The 20,356-nt window shown below is 47.9% G+C and carries 18 protein-coding genes and 2 pseudogenes; 2 read left to right on the top strand and 18 right to left on the bottom strand.

Translation table 11 applies throughout. From position 1 onward, the window contains the following. The first annotated feature begins 358 nt into the window (after positions 1-358). Positions 359-1,792 (top strand): L,D-transpeptidase family protein, encoded by a 1,434-nt coding sequence (locus tag B5E77_RS12800; RefSeq protein ID WP_162609696.1) that lies wholly within the window; start codon positions 359-361, stop codon positions 1,790-1,792. Positions 1,793-1,924: 132 nt separating this feature from the next. Here B5E77_RS12800 and B5E77_RS12795 read toward each other — a convergent pair whose 3' ends face one another. The 17 genes and pseudogenes from B5E77_RS12795 to B5E77_RS12695 form a co-directional block, all read right to left on the bottom strand. After that, a complete protein-coding gene (locus B5E77_RS12795; RefSeq protein ID WP_087165740.1) occupies positions 1,925-3,538 on the bottom strand; it encodes a hypothetical protein in 1,614 nt (537 codons plus the stop codon). Between the two features lie 52 nt (positions 3,539-3,590). Beyond that, entirely contained in the window at positions 3,591-4,688 is a 1,098-nt protein-coding gene (locus B5E77_RS12790) for a glycerol dehydrogenase (protein ID WP_087165739.1), read from the bottom strand. A 370-nt stretch (positions 4,689-5,058) separates the two neighbouring features. Beyond that, on the bottom strand, positions 5,059-5,385 hold the full coding sequence (locus B5E77_RS12780) for a hypothetical protein (protein WP_087165737.1): 327 nt from the start codon (positions 5,383-5,385) through the stop codon (positions 5,059-5,061). A gap of 3 nt (positions 5,386-5,388) precedes the next feature. Continuing rightward, positions 5,389-5,835 carry a hypothetical protein gene (locus tag B5E77_RS12775; RefSeq protein WP_087165736.1) on the bottom strand — a complete coding sequence of 149 codons (447 nt, stop codon included), beginning with the start codon at positions 5,833-5,835 and terminating at the stop codon, positions 5,389-5,391. 9 nt (positions 5,836-5,844) lie between these two features. Then, the gene (locus B5E77_RS12770) at positions 5,845-6,051 is read right to left on the bottom strand and encodes a TetR/AcrR family transcriptional regulator (protein ID WP_087165735.1); all 207 of its coding nucleotides are present in this window, start codon (positions 6,049-6,051) and stop codon (positions 5,845-5,847) included. A gap of 330 nt (positions 6,052-6,381) precedes the next feature. Then, positions 6,382-8,238: a recombinase family protein gene (locus tag B5E77_RS12760; RefSeq protein WP_001820670.1), complete on the bottom strand. Its 1,857-nt coding sequence runs from the start codon at positions 8,236-8,238 to the stop codon at positions 6,382-6,384. A gap of 54 nt (positions 8,239-8,292) precedes the next feature. Beyond that, a complete protein-coding gene (locus tag B5E77_RS12755; protein ID WP_001820669.1) occupies positions 8,293-8,484 on the bottom strand; it encodes a hypothetical protein in 192 nt (63 codons plus the stop codon). Positions 8,485-8,555: 71 nt separating this feature from the next. Continuing rightward, positions 8,556-8,786, bottom strand: a complete 231-nt coding sequence (locus B5E77_RS12750) for a YdbC family protein (protein ID WP_001206986.1) — start codon at positions 8,784-8,786, stop codon at positions 8,556-8,558. Positions 8,787-8,831: 45 nt separating this feature from the next. After that, a complete protein-coding gene (locus B5E77_RS12745) occupies positions 8,832-9,686 on the bottom strand; it encodes a ParB/RepB/Spo0J family partition protein (protein ID WP_000743700.1) in 855 nt (284 codons plus the stop codon). Positions 9,687-9,694: 8 nt separating this feature from the next. Next, entirely contained in the window at positions 9,695-10,660 is a 966-nt protein-coding gene (gene mobV / locus B5E77_RS12740) for a MobV family relaxase (protein WP_001820668.1), read from the bottom strand. 517 nt (positions 10,661-11,177) lie between these two features. Then, a pseudogene (locus B5E77_RS12735) lies at positions 11,178-12,210 on the bottom strand (AAA family ATPase). Between the two features lie 154 nt (positions 12,211-12,364). Then, positions 12,365-12,839: pseudogene (locus B5E77_RS16830) on the bottom strand (RNA polymerase sigma factor). Between the two features lie 83 nt (positions 12,840-12,922). Then, entirely contained in the window at positions 12,923-13,348 is a 426-nt protein-coding gene (locus tag B5E77_RS12725; RefSeq protein ID WP_000323895.1) for a sigma-70 family RNA polymerase sigma factor, read from the bottom strand. Positions 13,349-13,442: 94 nt separating this feature from the next. Further along, positions 13,443-13,952: a sigma-70 family RNA polymerase sigma factor gene (locus tag B5E77_RS12720; protein WP_105116765.1), complete on the bottom strand. Its 510-nt coding sequence runs from the start codon at positions 13,950-13,952 to the stop codon at positions 13,443-13,445. Positions 13,953-14,442: 490 nt separating this feature from the next. Further along, on the bottom strand, positions 14,443-14,613 hold the full coding sequence (locus B5E77_RS12705; RefSeq protein WP_004614788.1) for a cysteine-rich KTR domain-containing protein: 171 nt from the start codon (positions 14,611-14,613) through the stop codon (positions 14,443-14,445). A 54-nt stretch (positions 14,614-14,667) separates the two neighbouring features. Beyond that, the gene (gene tet(O), locus B5E77_RS12700) at positions 14,668-16,587 is read right to left on the bottom strand and encodes a tetracycline resistance ribosomal protection protein Tet(O) (protein WP_000691758.1); all 1,920 of its coding nucleotides are present in this window, start codon (positions 16,585-16,587) and stop codon (positions 14,668-14,670) included. Between the two features lie 366 nt (positions 16,588-16,953). Beyond that, the gene (locus tag B5E77_RS12695; protein WP_001129922.1) at positions 16,954-17,328 is read right to left on the bottom strand and encodes a TnpV protein; all 375 of its coding nucleotides are present in this window, start codon (positions 17,326-17,328) and stop codon (positions 16,954-16,956) included. A gap of 341 nt (positions 17,329-17,669) precedes the next feature. Between B5E77_RS12695 and B5E77_RS12690 the strand changes: the two genes are divergently transcribed. Further along, positions 17,670-18,485 carry an alpha/beta fold hydrolase gene (locus tag B5E77_RS12690; protein ID WP_087165734.1) on the top strand — a complete coding sequence of 272 codons (816 nt, stop codon included), beginning with the start codon at positions 17,670-17,672 and terminating at the stop codon, positions 18,483-18,485. A 44-nt stretch (positions 18,486-18,529) separates the two neighbouring features. Here B5E77_RS12690 and dnaK read toward each other — a convergent pair whose 3' ends face one another. Further along, entirely contained in the window at positions 18,530-20,287 is a 1,758-nt protein-coding gene (gene dnaK / locus B5E77_RS12685; protein WP_087165733.1) for a molecular chaperone DnaK, read from the bottom strand. Positions 20,288-20,356: the final 69 nt, after the last annotated feature.

Raw genomic sequence — 20,356 nt, 5'->3', positions numbered from 1 at the left:
ACATGATTTTACTTAAAAACAGAACTTCCGGGTCCTGCATTCTGACACAAGCTGTCTTTGAATATAAATCGTTCCCGCGAAAAAGTCAATGCCAGAATGCATAAGGCTGCAACTGCTTCAGCCTGCGCAGGGCACATTTCCGTATTTCTGAGATCTTTTCGTAACTTCAGTGTATCATATTCCCTTCTCCTTTCAACCCGGATTTAAAAAAATTTAAGAAAAAAGATATTGTCCCCCGGGGAAGCCGTTTGTATAATTACAATAGTAATAAAGGAATCGCTTTCCTCATTCACTATATGAAGGGTAGGCGGTACAGAAAGGACCGAAGACGAATATGCCGAAAAGAAAAAAGCAAAAGATGAAAACTGCACGGCGGAACGTTTTATTATTTCTGCTCCTTGCAGCCGCTGCTGTTTACGTGGGCGGCGTATTTTATTACCACAGCCATTTTTTAAGGGGGACTGTGATTGACCAGATTGACGTGTCGAACATGACGGTGCAGGAGCTGACGGAGCAGGTGCAGAATTATTCCCTGCAGATTACGGAGCGTCAGTCTGACGGAGCTCCATTGGCGGAAACGATTGCAGGGAAAGACATTTCATTAGAATACAGCTCTGCGGAACCGTTGGACGAGATCCTGAGGCAGCAGAATAAATGGCTCTGGTTTCTGGCCGCCGGAGAGACTCATGAGACGGAAGAGCTGCTGACATACGATAACACAGCGTTGGAGACCCAGGTCTGTCAGCTTAATGGGCTTCAGGATGACTCTGCCGTTTCTCCCGTTGACGCCAGTATTTCTGAATACACACCGGAAAATGGCTTCCAGATTATTGCGGAGACACGGGGAAATGAACTGGATTACGAACAGACGCTGGAGGCTGTCAGCGCTGCAGTCGAAAGCCTGACAGAGCAGATAGATCTGGAACAGGAGGGCTGCTATCATGAGCCGCAGGTCACTTCCGATGACGAACGGCTTCAGGCTGCCCTGGAAAAAGCGCAGAAATACACAGCCGTTACCATCACCTATACCTTTGGGGAAAATAAGGAGGTCCTTGACGGCGCCACCATTAGCACGTGGGTAACCATCGACGGCTTCGAGACCGGACTGGATCAGGAAAAGGTGGAGGAATATGTAGCCACGCTCCGCAAAAAATACGATACCATTTTCCGCTCCCGGACCTTTAAAACCAGCTATGGACAGGAAATTACGATTGATTCCGGAGATTACGGCTGGTGGATGAATTATACCCAGGAGGCCATAGAGCTGGCCGAAATGATCGAAAACGGGGAAAGCGGAGAACGTACTCCGGTCTATTACCAGACAGCCGCCTCCTACGAAACACCCGATTATGGAAATACTTATGTAGAAATTAATCTGACCGCGCAGCATCTGTTCTTCTACCAGGACGGCACATTGATCCTGGAGTCAGATTTTGTGTCCGGCAACGCCTCCCGCGGGTACGACACACCGGACGGGGTGTACAGTATTACCTATAAACAACGCGACGCGACTCTGACAGGGGAAAACTACGAGACTCCGGTATCCTATTGGATGCCCTTTAACGGCAATATCGGCATGCACGACGCCGGATGGAGAAGCTCTTTTGGCGGAGACATCTACAAAACAAACGGTTCGCACGGCTGTATCAATCTTCCGGTTTCCGTGGCGCAGGAGCTCTATAGCTATGTGGAGAAGGGCACTCCGGTAATCTGCTATTATCTTCCGGGAACAGAGACAGTGCCAGAGGAAGAAGCGCAGCCTGAATCATCGTCCGCAGAGATATCTGAATAGGCTCGAAAAGCAAAACTGCAATTTTTTGAGAAGCGTTGAAGAGAGTTGAGGAGAGTCCGCCCGGACAGGGCAGACTCTCCTTCTGCAATTTTAAAAATCCTTATTTCATCCCATAGCCTTCCGGGAAAGGGCTCAGGATATTCCTGTCACACGGCAGGTTTTTTCTCCCTCCAGATACTCTAAGGTAATCCGGTCTCCCGCCTGATACCTTACAATTTCGACAAAATCAGAAAGGGCCACATCAAAAATGCTTTCGGAGCCTTCCAGGAAAATGTAATAATGGGTATTCCCGTCGATGACGCCTTCCACAATTCTGGCAATCACGCCGCTGCGCTTCTGCGTCTCGGCGCTCTCCTCCGCGATAATGTTATTGTCGTTCAGAAGAGAAATATAGGCCTCCTCACATTCAGGCACTGTATCCCCGATGGCTACGATCTGATAGCGCTGCACATTAACCATGGCATATTTCTTCACCAGTCCCGCTTCATCCTTGAGCGCCAGGAAATAGGTAGGCTCATCAGCTATATTCAGGAGCAGCGGGAAAGCGGCCTTATAGCCCAGATGCTGTACCTGGCCCTCTGCTGACGACATGGCGGAAAACTCTTCCGCTCCCGCGCAGGCATAATAACGGGTTTCCATGGTACGCTGATTCATCAGCACAAAGCCCACGTTAGACTGATCGCCGGATACAGAGGTCACGCCCGTATATACCCAGACGTCGTCGTCCATAGCGATGTAATTATATCCTTCTGTGGTTCTCAGACAGTCCTTCTGCCCCAGAATGCTGTTGAAATAGCCATGCCGCAGGCTCCCATAATAGTCATAGAGCTGAATCAGGAGATCCGCGGAATACACCCGGTCTACCCATTCCGGCACATCCTGCACGTCCATGCTGGTGCATTCTCCTGTCTGGGCATTACACAGCACCACCTTTCCGATGGTCTGTCCGCCCCAGAGACCAATATTAAATTTTTTCACCGGACAGATCCAGTAAGGCGTACCCTCATCATCGATCTCAAAGCTGATGCTGTCGAAAATATAGGTAGGATACCGGAACCGCAGATGACGGTAGATGTTCCGGTTGAAATACTCGGATTCCGAATAGCGGATCGGCTTCTCCAGCTTCACGCACTCCGTCTCCTGGGTCGTCATATCAATCCTGATGTAGGCCGGAATTCCTCCGCTCTGATTCGTGAGCCATTTGATCGGGCTGGCATATACCAGAGGCGTCACGCGCACCGGCTTTTCCTTATAATTGATCTGGGTGTAGAGACTGCTGACCTCAAACTGGGATACATATTCCACCATGCTTCCCATCTTTCTGTTTCCCAAAAGCTCCGCAGAATCCTTATCCAGAAGCGGAATCTGGTCGTAATCCAGCTGGGGAATGTCTTCAGAAAACTCCCGCTCCTCCACCTTTAAAAGCCCCTGATACCTCCTGGCATTGATGATGGGCGAAGAAAGCAGCGTTCCCACAGCCAGTACCAGAATCATTATCCCCAATACCGCCAGGCCTGCCTTCGTAAAGCTAAAGCCCTTTTTATCATGATATTGAACCGTTCCTTTTCGGGAAAAATCAAATTTCCGAAACGAAAAAAGGAGTACCAGCACAAGCCATCCAACGATCAGAAAGAACCAGGTTTCGATGGAATGGATATTAAAGGCGGGCAGAGCCACGTAATAATATAGAAACGCAGCCAGCGCCAGAACCAAAAGCAAAACCAGTTTTTTCAATAATTTTTTCATAATGCCCCTCTCACAGCCCTTTTTTGCTCTTTTCACTCTCTTTTATTCACTTCTACTCGCCCAGAAAATACCTGCCGTAACGGTCTGCTGCCAGGATCGCTGCCGCCACGCTTTCAGGCGTCACCTCAAAGGGCATGTTGTGAATGGTATCGGTGGGAGCGCAGGCTGCTTCCGCCACGGCCATAATTTTTTCCGGCGTGGGATCTGTGATTCCCAGCTCCTTTAAGGTTACGGGAAGTCCAAGCTCAATGCAGAAATCTATGATATCCTCCAGCTCATCTGCCGGCACATTTTCCAGCACCAGCTGCGTAATGGTTCCGAAGGCTACCTTCTCTCCGTGATACATGGAATGGCATTCCTCCAGCACTGTAAAGCCGTTGTGAATCGCGTGAGCGCCGGCCAGACCGCCGCTTTCAAAACCGATTCCGCTCAAAAGGGTGTTGGCTTCGATGATCCTTTCGACTGCTTCCGTGCAGGCCCCTGCCTCCAGCGCCAGCTTGGCCTTGACGCCTTCCTCCATCAGTGTGTCAAAGCAGAGCTCCGCCAGAGCCATTGCGGCTCCTGTCACCTTTCCGCCAGCACAGGTGGCTGCTCCGCTGTCCCGGCAGGCCCGCGCTTCAAAATATGTGGCAAGGGCGTCTCCCATGCCGGCGACTGTCAGACGAACCGGTGATTTTGCGATAATCTCTGTATCCATCAGGACCATATTGGGATTGGCCGGAAGGAACAGATACTCCTCGAATACGCCTTCCTCACTGTAAATAACCGAAAGAGCGCTGCAGGGCGCATCTGTCGAAGCAATCGTCGGGCAGATAATTACCGGGACCTTTCTGTAATAAGCTGCCGCCTTCGCGGTATCCAGCGTCTTGCCGCCCCCGATTCCGATCATCAGATCACAGCCCTTTTCTTCCATCAGCGCGCAGATCCGGCTGATTTCCTTTTTAGAGCATTCTCCCTGGAAATAGTCTACTGTCATACTGCATTCCGCGTTCTGGAATCCTTCTTCAATGACAGCGCTGCTCCTTTTATATCCGGATTCTGTAATCAAAACCAAAGCTTTTTTCCCATACATTGCCGCATAAGTTCCCAGCTTCTTCATCTCTCCTGCGCCCTGCACATAGCGTCCCGGGCTGATCAAAATCTTTGCCATCCCTGATTCCTCCTGTCTTGTTTTTTCTTGTCTTTTCTCCGTGCTTCTGTTTTCACCGGTATCGTATCTCCAGCTCCAAAACGGGGAGCCCTGGGGATTGGGACGTACCACCGTGATACAGACTGATTGTATCATGGCGCCTGCCGCCCGTCAATTCAGAAACTATGCGTCTGCAGAGAAAGAAACGGCAGGAAATCCAAGACTTCCCGCCGTTTCTTTCTGTCCTAAGCCGATTCAGCGCATACCGCAGGACTATCTGCCGGATTTTTTCTTCACCCTGTAAAAGGCAGCGCCGGTCAGGGCTGCGCCGGAAGCATGGTAAAGACCAGGCACAGACACAAGAACAGTGTCGTCAGTCGTTTTTTCATCTTCATTCCTCCTCTGCTCCGAATTTTATGTCCTGTATTTTTGCACCGGAGCGCATTTTTTCGTTGTGGCACACACCCAGCAGTGAGCCGGAAGTATGCCGGAAATACCGACAGGTGCTGCATTCCACGCTTGTCGGCTCGTTGTCCACCATCTCGGCATAGGCGCAGGCATCATCGAATGTAAAAAGGATTGGTCGCCCCGCCGGGGTACGGACAGGATTTTCGATAACTTCTCTGTAATCCTCCAAATATTTTTGAGAGCGTTCATCAAATTTCATGGGAAGTTCAATTATCGTCCCCTCAATATCAAAGCGTACCGTTTTATCCATTTCTCAACCTCCCCAGCGGCAGAGCGCCGCCGCACGGGTCTCGTTTGTCATCATCGTCGTTTCCTCCTGCTTTCCCGTTGGGGGTTTTGTAGGTTCCCGCTGCTGTGCGCCCATAAACGCCCGCAGCGAAGTGCGGATCGCGCCAAGCTGTAATTTCAGATATTCCTCGTCCTCAAACAACGCATAGTGGACGCAGGCCCGGACAAAGATATAGATCATGCCCTGAATAAAATATACCGGCATTCCCAGCTTGCCGGAGAGCAGTACGGCGTACTGGTGGTAGCGGACATTCACGCCCTGGAAGAACGCTTTGCCGTGTTCCCGATACTTGGGGCTGGCATACACCTGGTACATAAAGCGGTATTTCTCGCCGTGGAGCTTTGCCGTAATATAGGGCATCTCCCGTAAAAACCGCTCGACGTCCTCAAAGCTGCGAGGAGCCCGCGCCATGAAATCGTCCTACACCTTTGCCATACAGTGGGCGGTCGATTCGATCACGATGTTGTCCTTGGTTTCAAAATAGTAGAGCAGCGCCCCGTTCGTAACTCCACACGCCTCCGCCAGCATTTTCAGGCCGGTATTTTCCAGCCCGTTTTTGCAGAACACCTCAAAGCAGGTTTCCAAAAGAGCGGCGCGCCTATCTGAACTTCCTTTCTCGTCTGCCATAAGCTCCCTCCCTCTATGACTTAATTGACCGGACAGTGAATATATGTCCAAAAAAATTACTGTTTTAGATGGATTACCCCTCCTCCTTTTTGGGGGAAGAACCGCCGGCAGTTTCCACGCCTCCCCGTCATACCCGTCGTGTTGAAGAACGCAAAAAGGCGTACCCCACCCGTATCAAAACGGGCGGAATACGCCTGAAAAAAATATGCGGTTTTGCTCTTGTCAGGAGAAAAGGACGCAGTTATGCTGTGCTGTGCTGTTCTGTGCTGTGCTGTGCTGTGCTGTGCTGTGCTGTGCTGTGCTGTGCTGTGCTGTCAGCATTGTTCTCCTTCAGTCGGTCATTTTTTGCGGACAGTTCATACATGCTATCCTTTTCTGTTCTCTGCTCCTGCGTTTGCTCTCGTTTGATTTCTCCCTCCGTATCTTCTTGGCACAAGCAGGACAATACCTTGATGCACCAGAGCCCGGGACATATTCAACGCCGCACACCGTACAATTTTTAGCGGGCATTGCTGCCCACCGTTTTGTAGGTATGATATGTAATTCATCGACAAAGCCGATGAATTTATAGTAAATCTTGATTTCCTGCTTCACTGTTCCGTCTGCCATCTTCTCACGCTCCGAAACAAGTATCTTGTCTATGAGTGCGTTTATAACTGTTGCATCCAGTTCTTTTAAGCCTTGATAATTTCGGATAAGGGCGAGGAAGTCACGGATTCCCCGTGATTTCTCGTAGCTTTCATTAAGAGTTTCCGTCACCTCTTTCAGCCTTGCTTCAATTTCAAGCTGCTCTTTCTGGTATTTCCCCGACATCATCTCAAAATTCCGCTCGGTAATACGCTCCATGACCTTATCCTCGTAGAGAGAGGAAAACAGCCTGTCCAGTTCCGCAAGGCGTTTGTTCAGCTTCTTACGTTCTTTCTCTAATGCTTTCGCCCTGCTCTGGTCTGTTTCCGTGAGCCGCTTTTCTATGGCCCTGACCGCCTTTTCATCATTCACTGCCATATCCGCAAAACAGTTGATGTCGGCAAGAACGGCATTGAATAAATCCCTTGCTTCTATATTGTGGGCACTACACTCGCTTCTTCCGTTTCTTGCATAATTATTACATGAATACTGTACACAGTCGATAATCTCTGGGCGTTTCCTCCTGTGTACGTTCATTGCCCGCAGAGCACATCCGCAGTCCACACACTTGATAACGCCTGCAAAAATATTTACAAATCCTCCCTTGTTCTGTGGAAGCCTACGACTTGTAATAAGCTGTTGGACAATATCAAATTCCTCCTGCGTGACTATTCCCTCATGGGTATTGGGTATCACTTCCCATTCTTCGGGCAGCTTAGAGGGGCGTTTCTTGCTTTTCATATTGGCGGCAATCCGTTTGTAGCCTACAAGATTTCCCGCATATATCGGGCTTCTTAAAATGCTCCTCACGCTGTTCCCACTCCAAATATAGCGTTTGTCCTCGTTCCCCTCAAAATGACGTTCAAAGCCTGTTTCGCCACGCTCCGCCGCATAAGCGGCAGGGCGTAGGATATGCTGTTTATTAAGATGTCTGCAAATTTTGGCAACTCCATTCCCTTTTAATGCAAGGTCGAATATCTCTTTTACAACATGTGCCACTTTATCATCTATCAGCAGATGGTTGTGGTCGGCAGGGTCTTTGATATAGCCATAAGGGGCGGTAGTTCCCATGAATTTCCCCTGTTGAAACCTCGCCCGATATGCCGATTTTATCTTAACAGATATGTCAGCGGCATACATTTCGTTTAAAATGTTGCGGAAAGGCGTGATGTCCATAGCAGATTTATTCAAGGTATCTACGCCGTCATTGACCGCTATATACCTCACGTTATGCTCTGGGAAGAAAACTTCCAGATATAACCCACAATCAAGATAGTTTCTCCCCAGACGGGATAAATCTTTCGTAATCACGCAGTTTATCAGACCGCTTTCAATGTCTTTTATCATATTCTGGAAACTTGGTCTTTGGAAATTTGTACCAGAATAACCATCGTCCACATACGTTTTTGCTATGTGCCATCCCTGCTTTTTCACATAATCCGTGAGGATGGATTTCTGTGTCGCAATGCTCGCACTCTCGTTATCCGTACCATCGTCTTTAGATAAGCGGCAATAAATGCCGACTAAATAGATTTTCTTTTCTTCTTTGATTCCTGCCATACTGTAAAACCTCCGTATCTGTCCTATCTGTTTTCATGTCCCATTGCGTACATTCTAAGCGGACAGCCCCTCATTGTCGAAGGTGTCGCCCTCGGCAATCTTCTTCCGAATATCCTCGGAGATAATCGGGACAAACGCTTCTGTAACGGTCTGTGTGCCGACATATTCACGGCTGATTATCATCTGCACTGGTGCTTTTGGCACGATACGCTTTCTCTTTTTATCTGCTTTCTTATCCTCGCCCATACTTAAATCTTCCTTTCCAGACAGGGCAGGGAAGAGTTTGGAAATGTCCCCGCCCTGCCAATCAGATACCATTAATCCTCGCTGTTTAATTCTTTCTGTAATGCTTTAAGGAGTGCCGCCGCTTCATCAGCGTTCAGCGTGATTCCCTTGCCGCACTTTTCACGGTTCGGGGAAAAGCTGCGGATGTCATACTTCGGCTCTTTCCCATTCCATGAAATGAGATTGATTTCCTTTGTGTAGCCACTGTCGCCCGTAGACAATACTGCGATTTCCTTTACGATTTCATACTGGATTTCTCTCATTCTCCATACCTCAACTCTCTGTATTTACTTCCCGAAAAAAGAAGATTAGCGGCTGTCACGGTTGCGTTTCCTCTGCAACTCACGCTCCAAAAGTTTGATGATGGTTTCCTCCATCTGCTTCGGCGTTGTGTTCTTCGGAAAGTATTTTTTCAGCTTGCTTGTGTTGATTTTCAAGGTTTCTTTCTGGTTGCCCTTTTCCTCCGTCATAATCGCAAATATCGTATCCATGTCAAGCCGCCCGCTCTGGCTTAACTGTTTCATCCGCTGTGCCTGTGAGAGTGAGGGCGTTGCTTCTTCGCTCTCCATCGTGGCAAAGAGGTTTTCCTGCTCGTCTTTCTTCAAGAAGGACAGTTCCACCGCAGGCGTGAGGGCGATTTTCCCCTCGTCCACCATCTGCAAAATCGGCGGTATCAGTTCCGTCAGGCGGATAAAACGCTGCACGGTCATCCTGCCCACGCCGAAGCCCTGTGCCACCTTGTCGTCCGTCCGCAACTTCGTCACAACTTGTGACGAGGTTAAGTCTGTGCGGAAACCCTGCCGCTTCATGGCTTCGGATTTCATCTTGTAAGCAAACGCCCGCTCCGATGGCAGGATATTCTCACGCTGCAAATTGCTGTCTACAAGGGTGATGATGGCTCGGTCACGGTCTAAGGGCAGGACAAACGCAGGCACGGTATTTATCCCTGCAAGTTCAGAAGCACGGACACGCCGCTGTCCTGCAATCACTTCATAACCGTCCCCGTCCTCTTTCGGGCGTGTGATTATCGGCGTGACAATGCCAAATTCCTTGATGCTTTCCGCTAACTCTGACAGTGTTTCATCTTCTGCCACATGAAACGGATTGTCGGGGAACGGGTACAAGTCTTTGGTCTTTAACACCTTAAAATCCTGTTTCTTCATTCACATATCTACCTTTCTTTCGCTCTGCTTCTATGATTTTTCTGCAATTCTTCCAACACTTCGGGCGGTATTTTTGACAGCAGCCGCCCCATCTGCTCGTTGGTTCTCTGCAATTCAAATATCTTCTGATTCGCTTTCTGCACCTTTAGTTCCTGCTCGTACTTTTCATCACGCATACGCCCCGCATAGTCTGATTCCTGCCCAATTCTCTCTTTCAAACTGTCGATATACGCCTGCTGTTTCCCGATTTCCTTAGAGAATTTCTCCACGTCTGGCAGCCATGCAGAGAGTAAATCTAACGCTTTATCCCTTTTCTTCCCTGCGTTAAAGGCGTTGATGTCGGATAGGGCAGACACGATTTCTTCATACTGTTTATCAAGCCTGCCGCCTAATTTATAGAGCCATGTGGGGACGTGTTTCCGCTTGGTTTCCATTGAGGACTGCCCCCGTTCAAGCTGATTCCACCGTGAGGACATCCGCTCATGGTAGGCGGTCTGCCACTCGGATAATGATTTCTGGTTGCCTAAGATAGCTTTCGCTGACAGCTTATTGTCTGGCGTAATCGGCACAAAGCAGAGGTGCATATGGGGCGTTCTCTCGTCCATATGGACGACAGCGGAGAGGATATTCTGCTTTCCAACACGCTCCGAAATGAAGTCAAGAGCCGTCTGGAAATACGCTTTTTGTTCTTCGGGCGGTAACTGGTTCATAAATTCTGGTGAAGCTGTGATGAGCGTTTCCACCATCATCACGCTGTCTTTCCTTGTCCTGCACCCCGCTTCGGCTACCATGCGGTTAATCTCTTTCTTGTAGGTGTACTTTGGTGGTGCTATGAGATGGTAATTGTTTTTAGAGCGTTCCATATCTATATCTGGGTTGCTTTTGTAGGCTTCTTTCTTCCGCTCGTTGTGGCGTTCACAAGCCGCAACGCCGCCCGCTTTTCGTTTCTGGAAACGCAGGATTGCATAAGGCATAGGCGGATTCCTCCTTTCTTTCGGCGGGTGACCGTCCTTTGGGGTGACAGCGGTGACGGTGGTGACAGCAGTTTTGGGATACCCCCTGCCGACTGCCGCAACTGTCACCCTCACCCCCTGCATGACGGTCATGTCGATGATGACGGTGTTTTTGGGATACCCCCCTCGCAAGAGCCGTCACCGTCATGCCGCCATTCTTTTATCCGAAGCCGTAAGGCGTAGGATAGCAGGGCACAGCCCTGCCTTAAGGGAGTCCAGAGGGAACGTCTGGCACACGACTTTGCAGGGCAAAGTGTAGTGTGTTACACCCTGTAAACGCAGTCGGAAAAATCGGAATGATTTTTCTGACCGCAGGGGTGGTTTTACACGACCGAAAAGGGCGAGTAAATCTCACGCCTGCATTTTGCGTTTACGGGGTGTTCTCCCGTAGGGATGACAGCGGCAGGGTATCCTAAAATCACTGTCACCACCGTCACTGCTGTCACCCGCAGGGCAGAGCCGCCAGCTTTACATGGCTTTAAGCGTCAATGACAGTAACAGGGGGGTATCCTAATATCGCTGTCACCACCATCACCGCTGTCACCCGCCCTCCTTGCAAGGGCAATCCGCCTGCCGTCTTTCCTGCGGCTGTACTGGTAGCAGATACGGTTCTCGCTTAAAAATGTGGTGCGGTATTCATTCAGCCATTTCGTAATCACCGTGGGTATGGTTTCCGTTTCCCCCATAGCGGCTAACAGTTCCGTTGCCGTGCCTATCCATTCTTCCTTATCCCTCATAAAATCCACCAACCGAAAAAGGACATCTGGTATCGTTTCTTTCGCAAGCTGCTCCTGCGTTTTCCGCTCCACAAGCTCCCAACGGCAATCACGGAAACGCAGCGTGTATTCCTGATAAGGCGTGTCCCTGCCCGTCACATACAGCTTGGCGGTGTCAGACGCACGTTTCTCCTTTTCCAGAACAAAGGTAGCGTCCGCACTCCCCGTTAATCCTGTCGTCCCAGACACCTTGTTGAACACGTCGCTGTCATTCTGCTTTCGGATGTGGTGTACGACAATGACCGCCAGAGAGTGCCTGTCGGCAAAGTCTTTGATGAGGGAGATGTCCCCATAGTCGCTTGCATAGGCATTGTCTTTTGAAGCTGTACGGACTTTCTGCAAGGTATCAATGACAATGAGCCTGCTGTCTGGGTAATCTTTCAGATAATCTTCAAGCTGCACGATAAGACCGTCTGACAGCTTGCAGCTTGCCACGGCAAAGTGGAGCCGCCCGCTTGCTTCGTCCGTCAAACGAAATAACCTGTCCTGTATGCGGCAGAACGTGTCCTCAAGGCAGAGGTAAAGCACATCGCCCTCCATTGTCGGCATATCCCATAAAGGGATTCCCTGCGACACGCATAAGCATAGCTTCAGCATGAGCCAGCTTTTGCCTATCTTCTGTGAGCCGCAGAACAGCGATAAGCCTGTCGGGATAAGGCTGTCCACCACAAAGGATGGTTTCTCAAGCGGTTCATAAAGGAGCGTTTCGGCGTTGACTGTCTGTAACTTCTGCATGGCTTTCCTCCTTTCGGGCGGTGTCTTTGTTTTCGTTGCACATAGGCGTTGACCTCCTTAAAAATAGATTTACTCCCACGGAAAAAAGTGAGAGTATGTAATGCCGCCAATCCCACACAAATAAAAAACAGATTTCTTTTTCGGGCGGTGTCGGTCACGGTTGGAGATATTTCTTCAATTTCCGCCTTTACTTTCTCCTTTGCAATCGCAACAGATTTCTGTATTGCCGAAGCGGTGCAATGCTCCATAGCGGCGATTTGGTAAAAATTGAACTCATACTCGTAGTAGAGCAGGAAACGCCGCCTTTGTATCTCTGGAAGGCTCCCAACCGCCTTATAGAGCGTTTCATTCCGTTCTTCCTCAACCATGCGTTCATCAAGGCTCTTAGGCACACGCAACGCCCGTCTGTAAAGGGTTTCGTCCCATACCTCGTTAAACTCCCTGTGCCGCTCGTCCCATTAGAAAAGATTCCTGTTCCTGCGCTCCATCTGCCGAAACTCCATAAAGAACTGTTCCGACACTTCCAACTCGTGGGATTTGCCCTGCCCGTCCTTAAAGCTGATAAAATACCTTGTGCCGCTTTCCGTGGATTCCTCCCGAAGCGTGTATGCCTTAACCCTGTATGCCATCCTGTTGTCCTCCTGCAAAAAATGAGTGAGGGGATTTCCATCCCTCACCCAGTAGCCCGCAGGATGGCAGGCTGTTTTAGAAGCTATAAAATTTTCCGCAGCTTCTTCCGCAGATGGTCTAACCTCGCATAGATGGCACCAGTCGTCAAATGCACAAGCGGGGCAATCTCCTTTGTGGAATACCCCTGCATTTTCAGCAGGACGATTTTCAAGGTACGCCCGTCCACCGTGACTAATACTTGATAGAGATTTTCGCTCTCAATCTCTTCCAGTAACTCCGCAACCGTACCCACTTCCGCCTGCCGCTCCCTGCCTGCCATGTCCTCAAGATATTCCGCAACGTCATTCGTCCATCGGTAAAACCGCCTGTTGGAATTGAAGTCTGCCCTGTCCGCCATGCGTATCTGCTCAATGGTCGCTTCATCAACGCCGCACTCACGCAGCAGCTTTTCCTCCGCTTCTTTCCAGATACGCCATTTCCTGTCCTCCCGTCCGTGGTTGTATGCCATTCTTACTTCCTCCAATCAGAATTGATTGAGAGGGCAGAGAAAAGCCCCCTCATCTTCCCAAAGGAAAAAACAAGGGGGCTGAACGCCTTAAATTTTAATTTTCTATTATCTTTCTTAGTTTTATTAGGATTCTGGCTTTGCGTTTGTTTACAACGCTCTGGGTTATGCCCAACCTCGCCCCGACTTCACGCTCGGAAAGTCCGTCAAAAAAGATTGCCTGTATCAGCTCCTGTTCACTATCCGACAGCAAAGGCAGGGCGGCTTTCAGCCTGTCCACCATGACCGCATTGACAACGGTTTCTGCAATGTCCACCGCTTCATCAGTGATAAAGTCCAGAGGATTCCCCTCGCTGTCCGTAAATCCGTCGAGAGATAGCAGTCTATTCTTTGTATCTAATTTTTGCAGATAACGCCACCGTTCCTTGTCACGGTAGAAGTCTGTGTATTGCTCCCTCACGACTTCAAGCAGACAGCCTTGAATGGGGATAAACAGCTTGTCCATATAGGTCTGGTCGGATTCCCTGCAACGGCAGAACTCCGTGTAGGATAATTCCACATAGCCGCCACTTTCTCTGATATATACCTTTCTTGGTGCATATTTCACCATAAATACCTCCCATCTGAATTTTTGAAATGTAAAAAATCCAGATGGAGAGGCGGAGAACGACACCGCATATCAGAAACAGCCCTACGGCACTTTCCAACAAAAATCGACAAAAGAAAAACCGCAAAGGCTCTGTGACCTTTACGGTTATAGGAAATAGTAATTCTATTGTATGGAGATTGTACTTCTACTTTCAAGGTGAGAAGTACCGTTGCACTGGCAGAAATTTTTTTAACTGGTTTCCTGCCGTTCTCTGATATGCTATGTATTGATAAATTTTGCTTCGTATGAGCAGATAGATAACTGCCCGAAAAAAGGACATAAAAAAATCCCTCCAAATTTAAAAACAAATTCAGAGGGTAATTTAGGGTATAACAAAATAACCCACCCGAATATCGTTTTTTTTATTTGGTGAGTTTGTTCTTTCAAATACGAAACAAAAAGAGCCGATGATTCGTGAATTGTTCCACAATTTCATCGGCTCTGCGTCTTAAGCGTCTGGCTCTTTGATGACAGTTATCTTCAAGTTGTCAACTTTAATCAATCTTTCTTGTCTGCATTTTGGACAATAAAGGGGATAATTCTCCAAAACAGTGTCCTTCCTAATTTTATTACGGGTTTTGCTCCCACAAACAGGACACAATATCCATTCGCATTTCATCATAATTAGTCTCTAATCCTTTCAAATCTCATTTTATATGACTTTTGCAAGCTGTTAAGCTAACTTGTGGAACATATGCCGAACCTTATCTATACGGCTATTCGGGCGGCGGGGTTGGCAAATAAATTTACCAATAGCTGGCTGGTATCCTTTTAACTCTGTCAAGCAGACTCCCTGCCCATTTGTGAAATAAGTTAAATCGTTCCTGTATTCTTGAATACATCTAGCAGGGATTTCTCCTTTCAGAATGACCTCGTCATTCTTTATCTGAGTACTTACAATATCTGCACAATACCTTGGAGCATCATGATACGCCCGTGAGAGATATTCCTGCGGTGCATAAATTTCAAAGTGGAGATATGGCTCTAATAGTTCTGTCCCTGCTTTTTTTAAAGCCTGCTCCAATACGATAGGGGAAAGCAGCCGAAAGTCTGCGGGGGTACTTACAGGACTATAATACAATCCATATTCAAAACAGATTTTACAGTCTGTCACTTTCCATCCATACAGCCCCTGCTCGCAGCCATAAAGAACCCCCTCCATAACCGCATTTTGGAACGATTGATTTAAATATCCAAGTGAAACTCTGCTTTCATACTGCACTCCGCTTCCAATAGGGAGCGGCTCTATGGACAACCCGACAGAAGCCCAGAAAGGATTTGGCGGGACTTCTATGTGGATGGTATATTCTGCTTTTCTAAGCGGTCTTTCCATATATATAACAGTAGGCTCTTTTATTTCTGCCTCCACATGATATTTTTCCTCAAGGATGGCACAAATGACTTCCATCTGCACATTCCCCAAAAAAGAAAGTATAATCTCATGCGTTGTAGTATCCACATAATATTTTAAAAGAGGGTCGCCATCTGAAATTTCTGTAAGTGCCCCAAGCAATATTTCCCGCTGTTCAGATTTCTTTACTGCAATCGTTGTTTGGAGCATAGGGAGAGGATTTTCAATAAATTTTCTCTGCGGCAACAGTATTTCGTTCCCCAAAATACTGTTTAGCTGCAAAACATCATTTGGTAAAATTACAATATCACCAGAGCAGGCTGTATCGGATGAATATAATTCACCGTTTGTCGGAACACACATCTCTGTGATTTTTATTTTCTCTTTTTCAGATATTCTAATAACATCCCTCAAATGCAATGTTCCGCTATATATACGCACATAAACAAAACGCCGCCTTTTCTCTGAATATTCAATCTTAAAAACCTGCCCGCATAGTTCAGATTGACCTTCAGGCGTTGATGAATAAAATTTACTGGCAATTACTTCTATAAGCTGCCGAATCCCCAGATTGTTTTTAGCGCTTCCGTGATAAACGGGAAATAACGTTCCGTTTTGGAATCTCCTGTTTTCTTCCTGTTCCAGTTCTGACATTTTAAACGGTTTCCCTGACATATATTTCTCTAATAGTTCATCGTTTCCCATAATTACCGCATCCCACTGTTCCATATCGTCATTGTCCGTTACATTTATATGGGGATGCTGCCCAACCTTTTGCTTCACTATAATTTCCGAAGAAAGCTTTGCTTTCATTTCCCGATATACCATTGGCAAATCAATCCCCTCTTGGTCAATTTTATTGATGAAAAAAATTGTCGGAATCTTCATTATCTGTAGTGCATGAAACAGTATACGGGTCTGTGCCTGTATGCCATCCTTTGCAGAAACTAATAATACTGCTCCGTCTAATACGGATAAAGAACGGTATACTTCCGCCAAAAAATCCATATGGCCTGGCGTATCTATAATGTTGACTTTTACATCCTCCCACTGAAAAGATGTCACTGCTGTCTGGATAGTGATTCCCCTTTGACGCTCCAAATTCATTGTATCTGTCCTTGTTGTGCCTTCATCTACGCTCCCTAGTTCTGCAATTGCACCACTGGTATACAATAAACTTTCCGTTAATGTTGTCTTTCCTGCGTCAACGTGAGCCAGAATGCCTAAGTTAATTATTTTCATGTGATTTTCCTCCTATCAACACCCAAAAAAGGGCATAAAAATACCCAGTGATAAATACTCCTATCACTGGGTAAATAACTCCAATAGCCCCAAAACACTTATATGTTTTCGGGCATATAAAATTACATGATAAAAGTATTCTTAAACTGGGTACAAAAAACTAAGCCCCATATTAAAAGTGAAACGGGACTGCTACTTTTTGTTCCCACTATCAAATTGACAGTTTATTTAAGAATACCTTGCCGCATATTTATTAACTCCTTGTATAATACTGAATCTAATTATATTCCTTAACCCTTTATTTGTCAAGCTGACAAACTAAAGCAGAAAAAGCGGCAGGATTTCCCCCTGCCACTAATCATCTGTTTATGCAAAAATAATTTCCTTTTCCACAATCTCCCTCGCACAAGCCCTTATGTTATTGAGGCATCCTGTCCATTCTAAGGCGTTTTCTGCCTTTAGCTGTTCCGTTATGCCCTGTGCCTGTTTCATACCCTCTATGAGCCTTTCAAAGCGTTCCTGTGCCTGTCTGTTGATGTCGGCAAGGTAGGCGTTTAGCCTGCCGCTTGTAAGAAGATTGGTGTATGTAACTTTACGGTACTGTTTTAGATAATCTAAATGCCGTTGCCCCCAGATGCCTATTGCCTGTTCTTCTTCGGCGGGTACAGTTAAGCACGGTATCAAATAATCCCCTTGCCTTTCGTATTTGCCGCCCAGTTCCTCAAATAATGATTTTGCCATTGTCTGTTACCTCCACATTCTTTTTTATTTTGAATGTCCGCAAAATCCGTCCTACATCTCTCTGTCATTGTCAATACCTCATTTCCATATACAAGTTACACATATATGACTTATCACAAAAACTGAGTTTTTTCAAGTAGCTGTGACGCAATTTTCTCTGTTTACTGAAACTTTTTTTGCCACTCGGCAGACGCCGCCAGTTTGACTTGTATCTTTCACAGTTAAAGCATTGGCAATAGCTTTATTTCCACAAGTTTCAACGCATCTATTCCTAAAAATGACCGGCCATAGTATAATAGTGCCAGCGGCAAATTGGAACTTCACGAAACGGAGTAATTGCAATGAACGAAAGGATATATAAGACTCCTTGCGGGAATATTCATTATTGGATAAATATGGAACAGGGCTTTGAACATATCACCTTGATTTTTCTGCCAGGATTAACCGCAGATCATCGACTGTTTGATAAGCAGATCGAATATTTCGAGGGAAAATGCAATGTGCTTGTATGGGATGCGCCTGGTCATGCAAAATCGTGGCCATTCAAATTTGATTTTTCATTGATGGATAAAGCCAAATGGCTGGATGACATTTTGTGTCTGGAAAATATTCATTCTCCGGTTATAATAGGACAGTCCATGGGCGGCTACGTTGGGCAGGCATATTCGGAGCTGTTTCCTGACAAATTGAAGGGATTTGTTTCTATTGATTCAGCACCCCTGCAAAGAAACTATGTGACAAAAATCGAATTATGGCTTCTTAAAAGAATGGAACCGGTATATCGATATTATCCATGGAAGTCCTTGCTGAAAACCGGAACAAAGGGCGTCGCCACATCTTCGTATGGAAGGAAGCTGATGCATGAAATTATGATGACCTACGATGGCAGCCAGAAAAGATACGCCCGGATAGCAGGACACGGTTTTAAAATATTGGCAGAAGCAATGGAAGCCGGCCTCCCATACAAGATAAAATGTCCGGCACAGCTGATATGCGGAGAAAAGGACCATGCGGGTTCTTGTATCCGTTATAATAAAGCATGGCATAAAAATACCGGAATTCCAATCGCGTGGATAAAAAATGCAGGGCATAATTCCAATACTGATGCGCCTGAAGAAGTGAATACGTTGATAGAAAAATTCGCCAAAACCCTTTGATCTTATAAAACAGACACCAGTTTCCGAAATAACAGCCTGTCTGCTTACCTGCGCATCAAGGTGTCCACGCTGTTCTGGAGGATCTGCTTTGCCTCCCGGATCTCGGCAAGCTCGGCTTCCGTCACCTTTTCCAGACGGCACCTTCCGATCAGCTTCTGAAGCCTTGCGCTGTCAGCCTTGATCTGCTTTTTCGCAGCCCTGTCCAGCGTCTTTCCGGCATTTTTCAGGCTTAATTCCGTCTCGTTGCACAGCTTTCTCGATTCATCAAGAAGCTCGATAGCATCCCGGCGTATCTGATCCTGGCCGGCATAACTCTGGGCGTCCCGGATGGCCTGTTCGATCTCCGCGTCTGACATCCGGTCGTCCGCAGTGATGACAATGGACTGCTCCTTTCCGGTATCCATGTCTTTTGCAGACACTTTCAGGATGCCGTTTGTATCGATGTCAAAGGTCACCTCTATCTGCGGCACGCCGGCCGGCGCGGCCTTGATGCCCTTCAGCTTGAATTTTCCAATGCTCTTATTGTCCCGGGCCATGGTCCGCTCGCCCTGCAGAACGTTGATCTCTACGCTGCGTTGGTAGGGCGCTGCTGTGGAAAAAATCTGGGAATAGCGGATCGGAAGCGTGGTATTGCGCTCGATGACGCGGGTGGCGACGCCGCCGACCGTCTCGATGGAAAAGCTCATGGGTGTCACATCCAGAAGAAGGATCTCCTGTCCGGCCGCTGTCAGGGCATTTCCCTGCAGGGTGCTTCCCAGAATCGCGGCGCCTTTGGCTACACATTCATCTGGATTGATATTTTTGGAGGGCTCTTTTCCGGTCAGCTCCCGCACCTTTCTCTGTACGGCCGGGATTCTCGTGGAACCGCCCACCAGCAGAACGCGGTTCAGTTCCGAAGCGGCAAGTCCCGCGTCGTTTAGGGCGTTTTTTACAGGCTCCGCTGTTTTCTCGATCAGATCCCAGATCAGTTCTTCAAATTTTGGCCGCGTCAGCGTCATGTCCAGATGAAGAGGCGTGCCTTTGTACTGGGTCAGATATGGCAGAAGAATCTGGGAGCTTTCTGTGGAAGACAGCTCTTTTTTCACCTGCTCCGCCGCGTCCCGGAGGCGTTGCATGGCCGCAAAGTCTCCGGTCAGGTCCACATGCTGCTGTGCCTTGAATTCTTTTACCATCCAGTCGATGATTCTCTGGTCAAAATCATCGCCGCCCAGATGATTGTTTCCGGCTGTAGCCAGCACTTCGATGACGCCCTCTCCAATCTCGAACACAGACACGTCGAAAGTGCCGCCGCCCAGATCATATACCATAACCTTCTGGGGCTCGCCGTGGTTGAGTCCATAAGAAAGAGCCGCGCTTGTGGGCTCGTTGATGATTCGTTTTACTTCCAGACCTGCGATCCTGCCGGCGTCCTTTGTGGCCTGCCTCTGTATATCATTAAAATACGCGGGCACGGTAATCACCGCTTCTGTCACCGGCTCTCCCAGGAAATCCTCCGCGTCTTTCTTAAGCTGCATCAGAATCATGGCGCTGATAGTCTGGGGATTGTATTCCGTTCCGTCAATGCGGATGCTCCACTTCGTTCCCATATGCCGTTTTATCGAACTGATGGTGCGCTCCGTATTCGTCACTGCCTGCCGGCGGGCGGCTTCTCCTACCAGCCGTTCTCCGTTCCTGGTAAAGGCTACCACGCTCGGCGTCGTCGTTCCGCCGGAAGAGGCCGGGATAATCACCGGCTCATTGTTCTCCACCACGGAGACGCAGCTGTTCGTCGTACCCAGATCAATACCAATTACCTTGCCCATCTTTTTGTCACTCCTGTATCTAAGATAAATTTATTTCCGCTGGCGGCAGTATGGTCCACAGCCGCATTC

The organism is Lachnoclostridium sp. An131 (assembly GCF_002160825.1).
Lineage (GTDB): Bacteria > Bacillota > Clostridia > Lachnospirales > Lachnospiraceae > Laedolimicola.
Note: the sequence above shows the minus strand (reverse complement) of the source record. Positions and strands in the feature narration are given on the sequence as shown.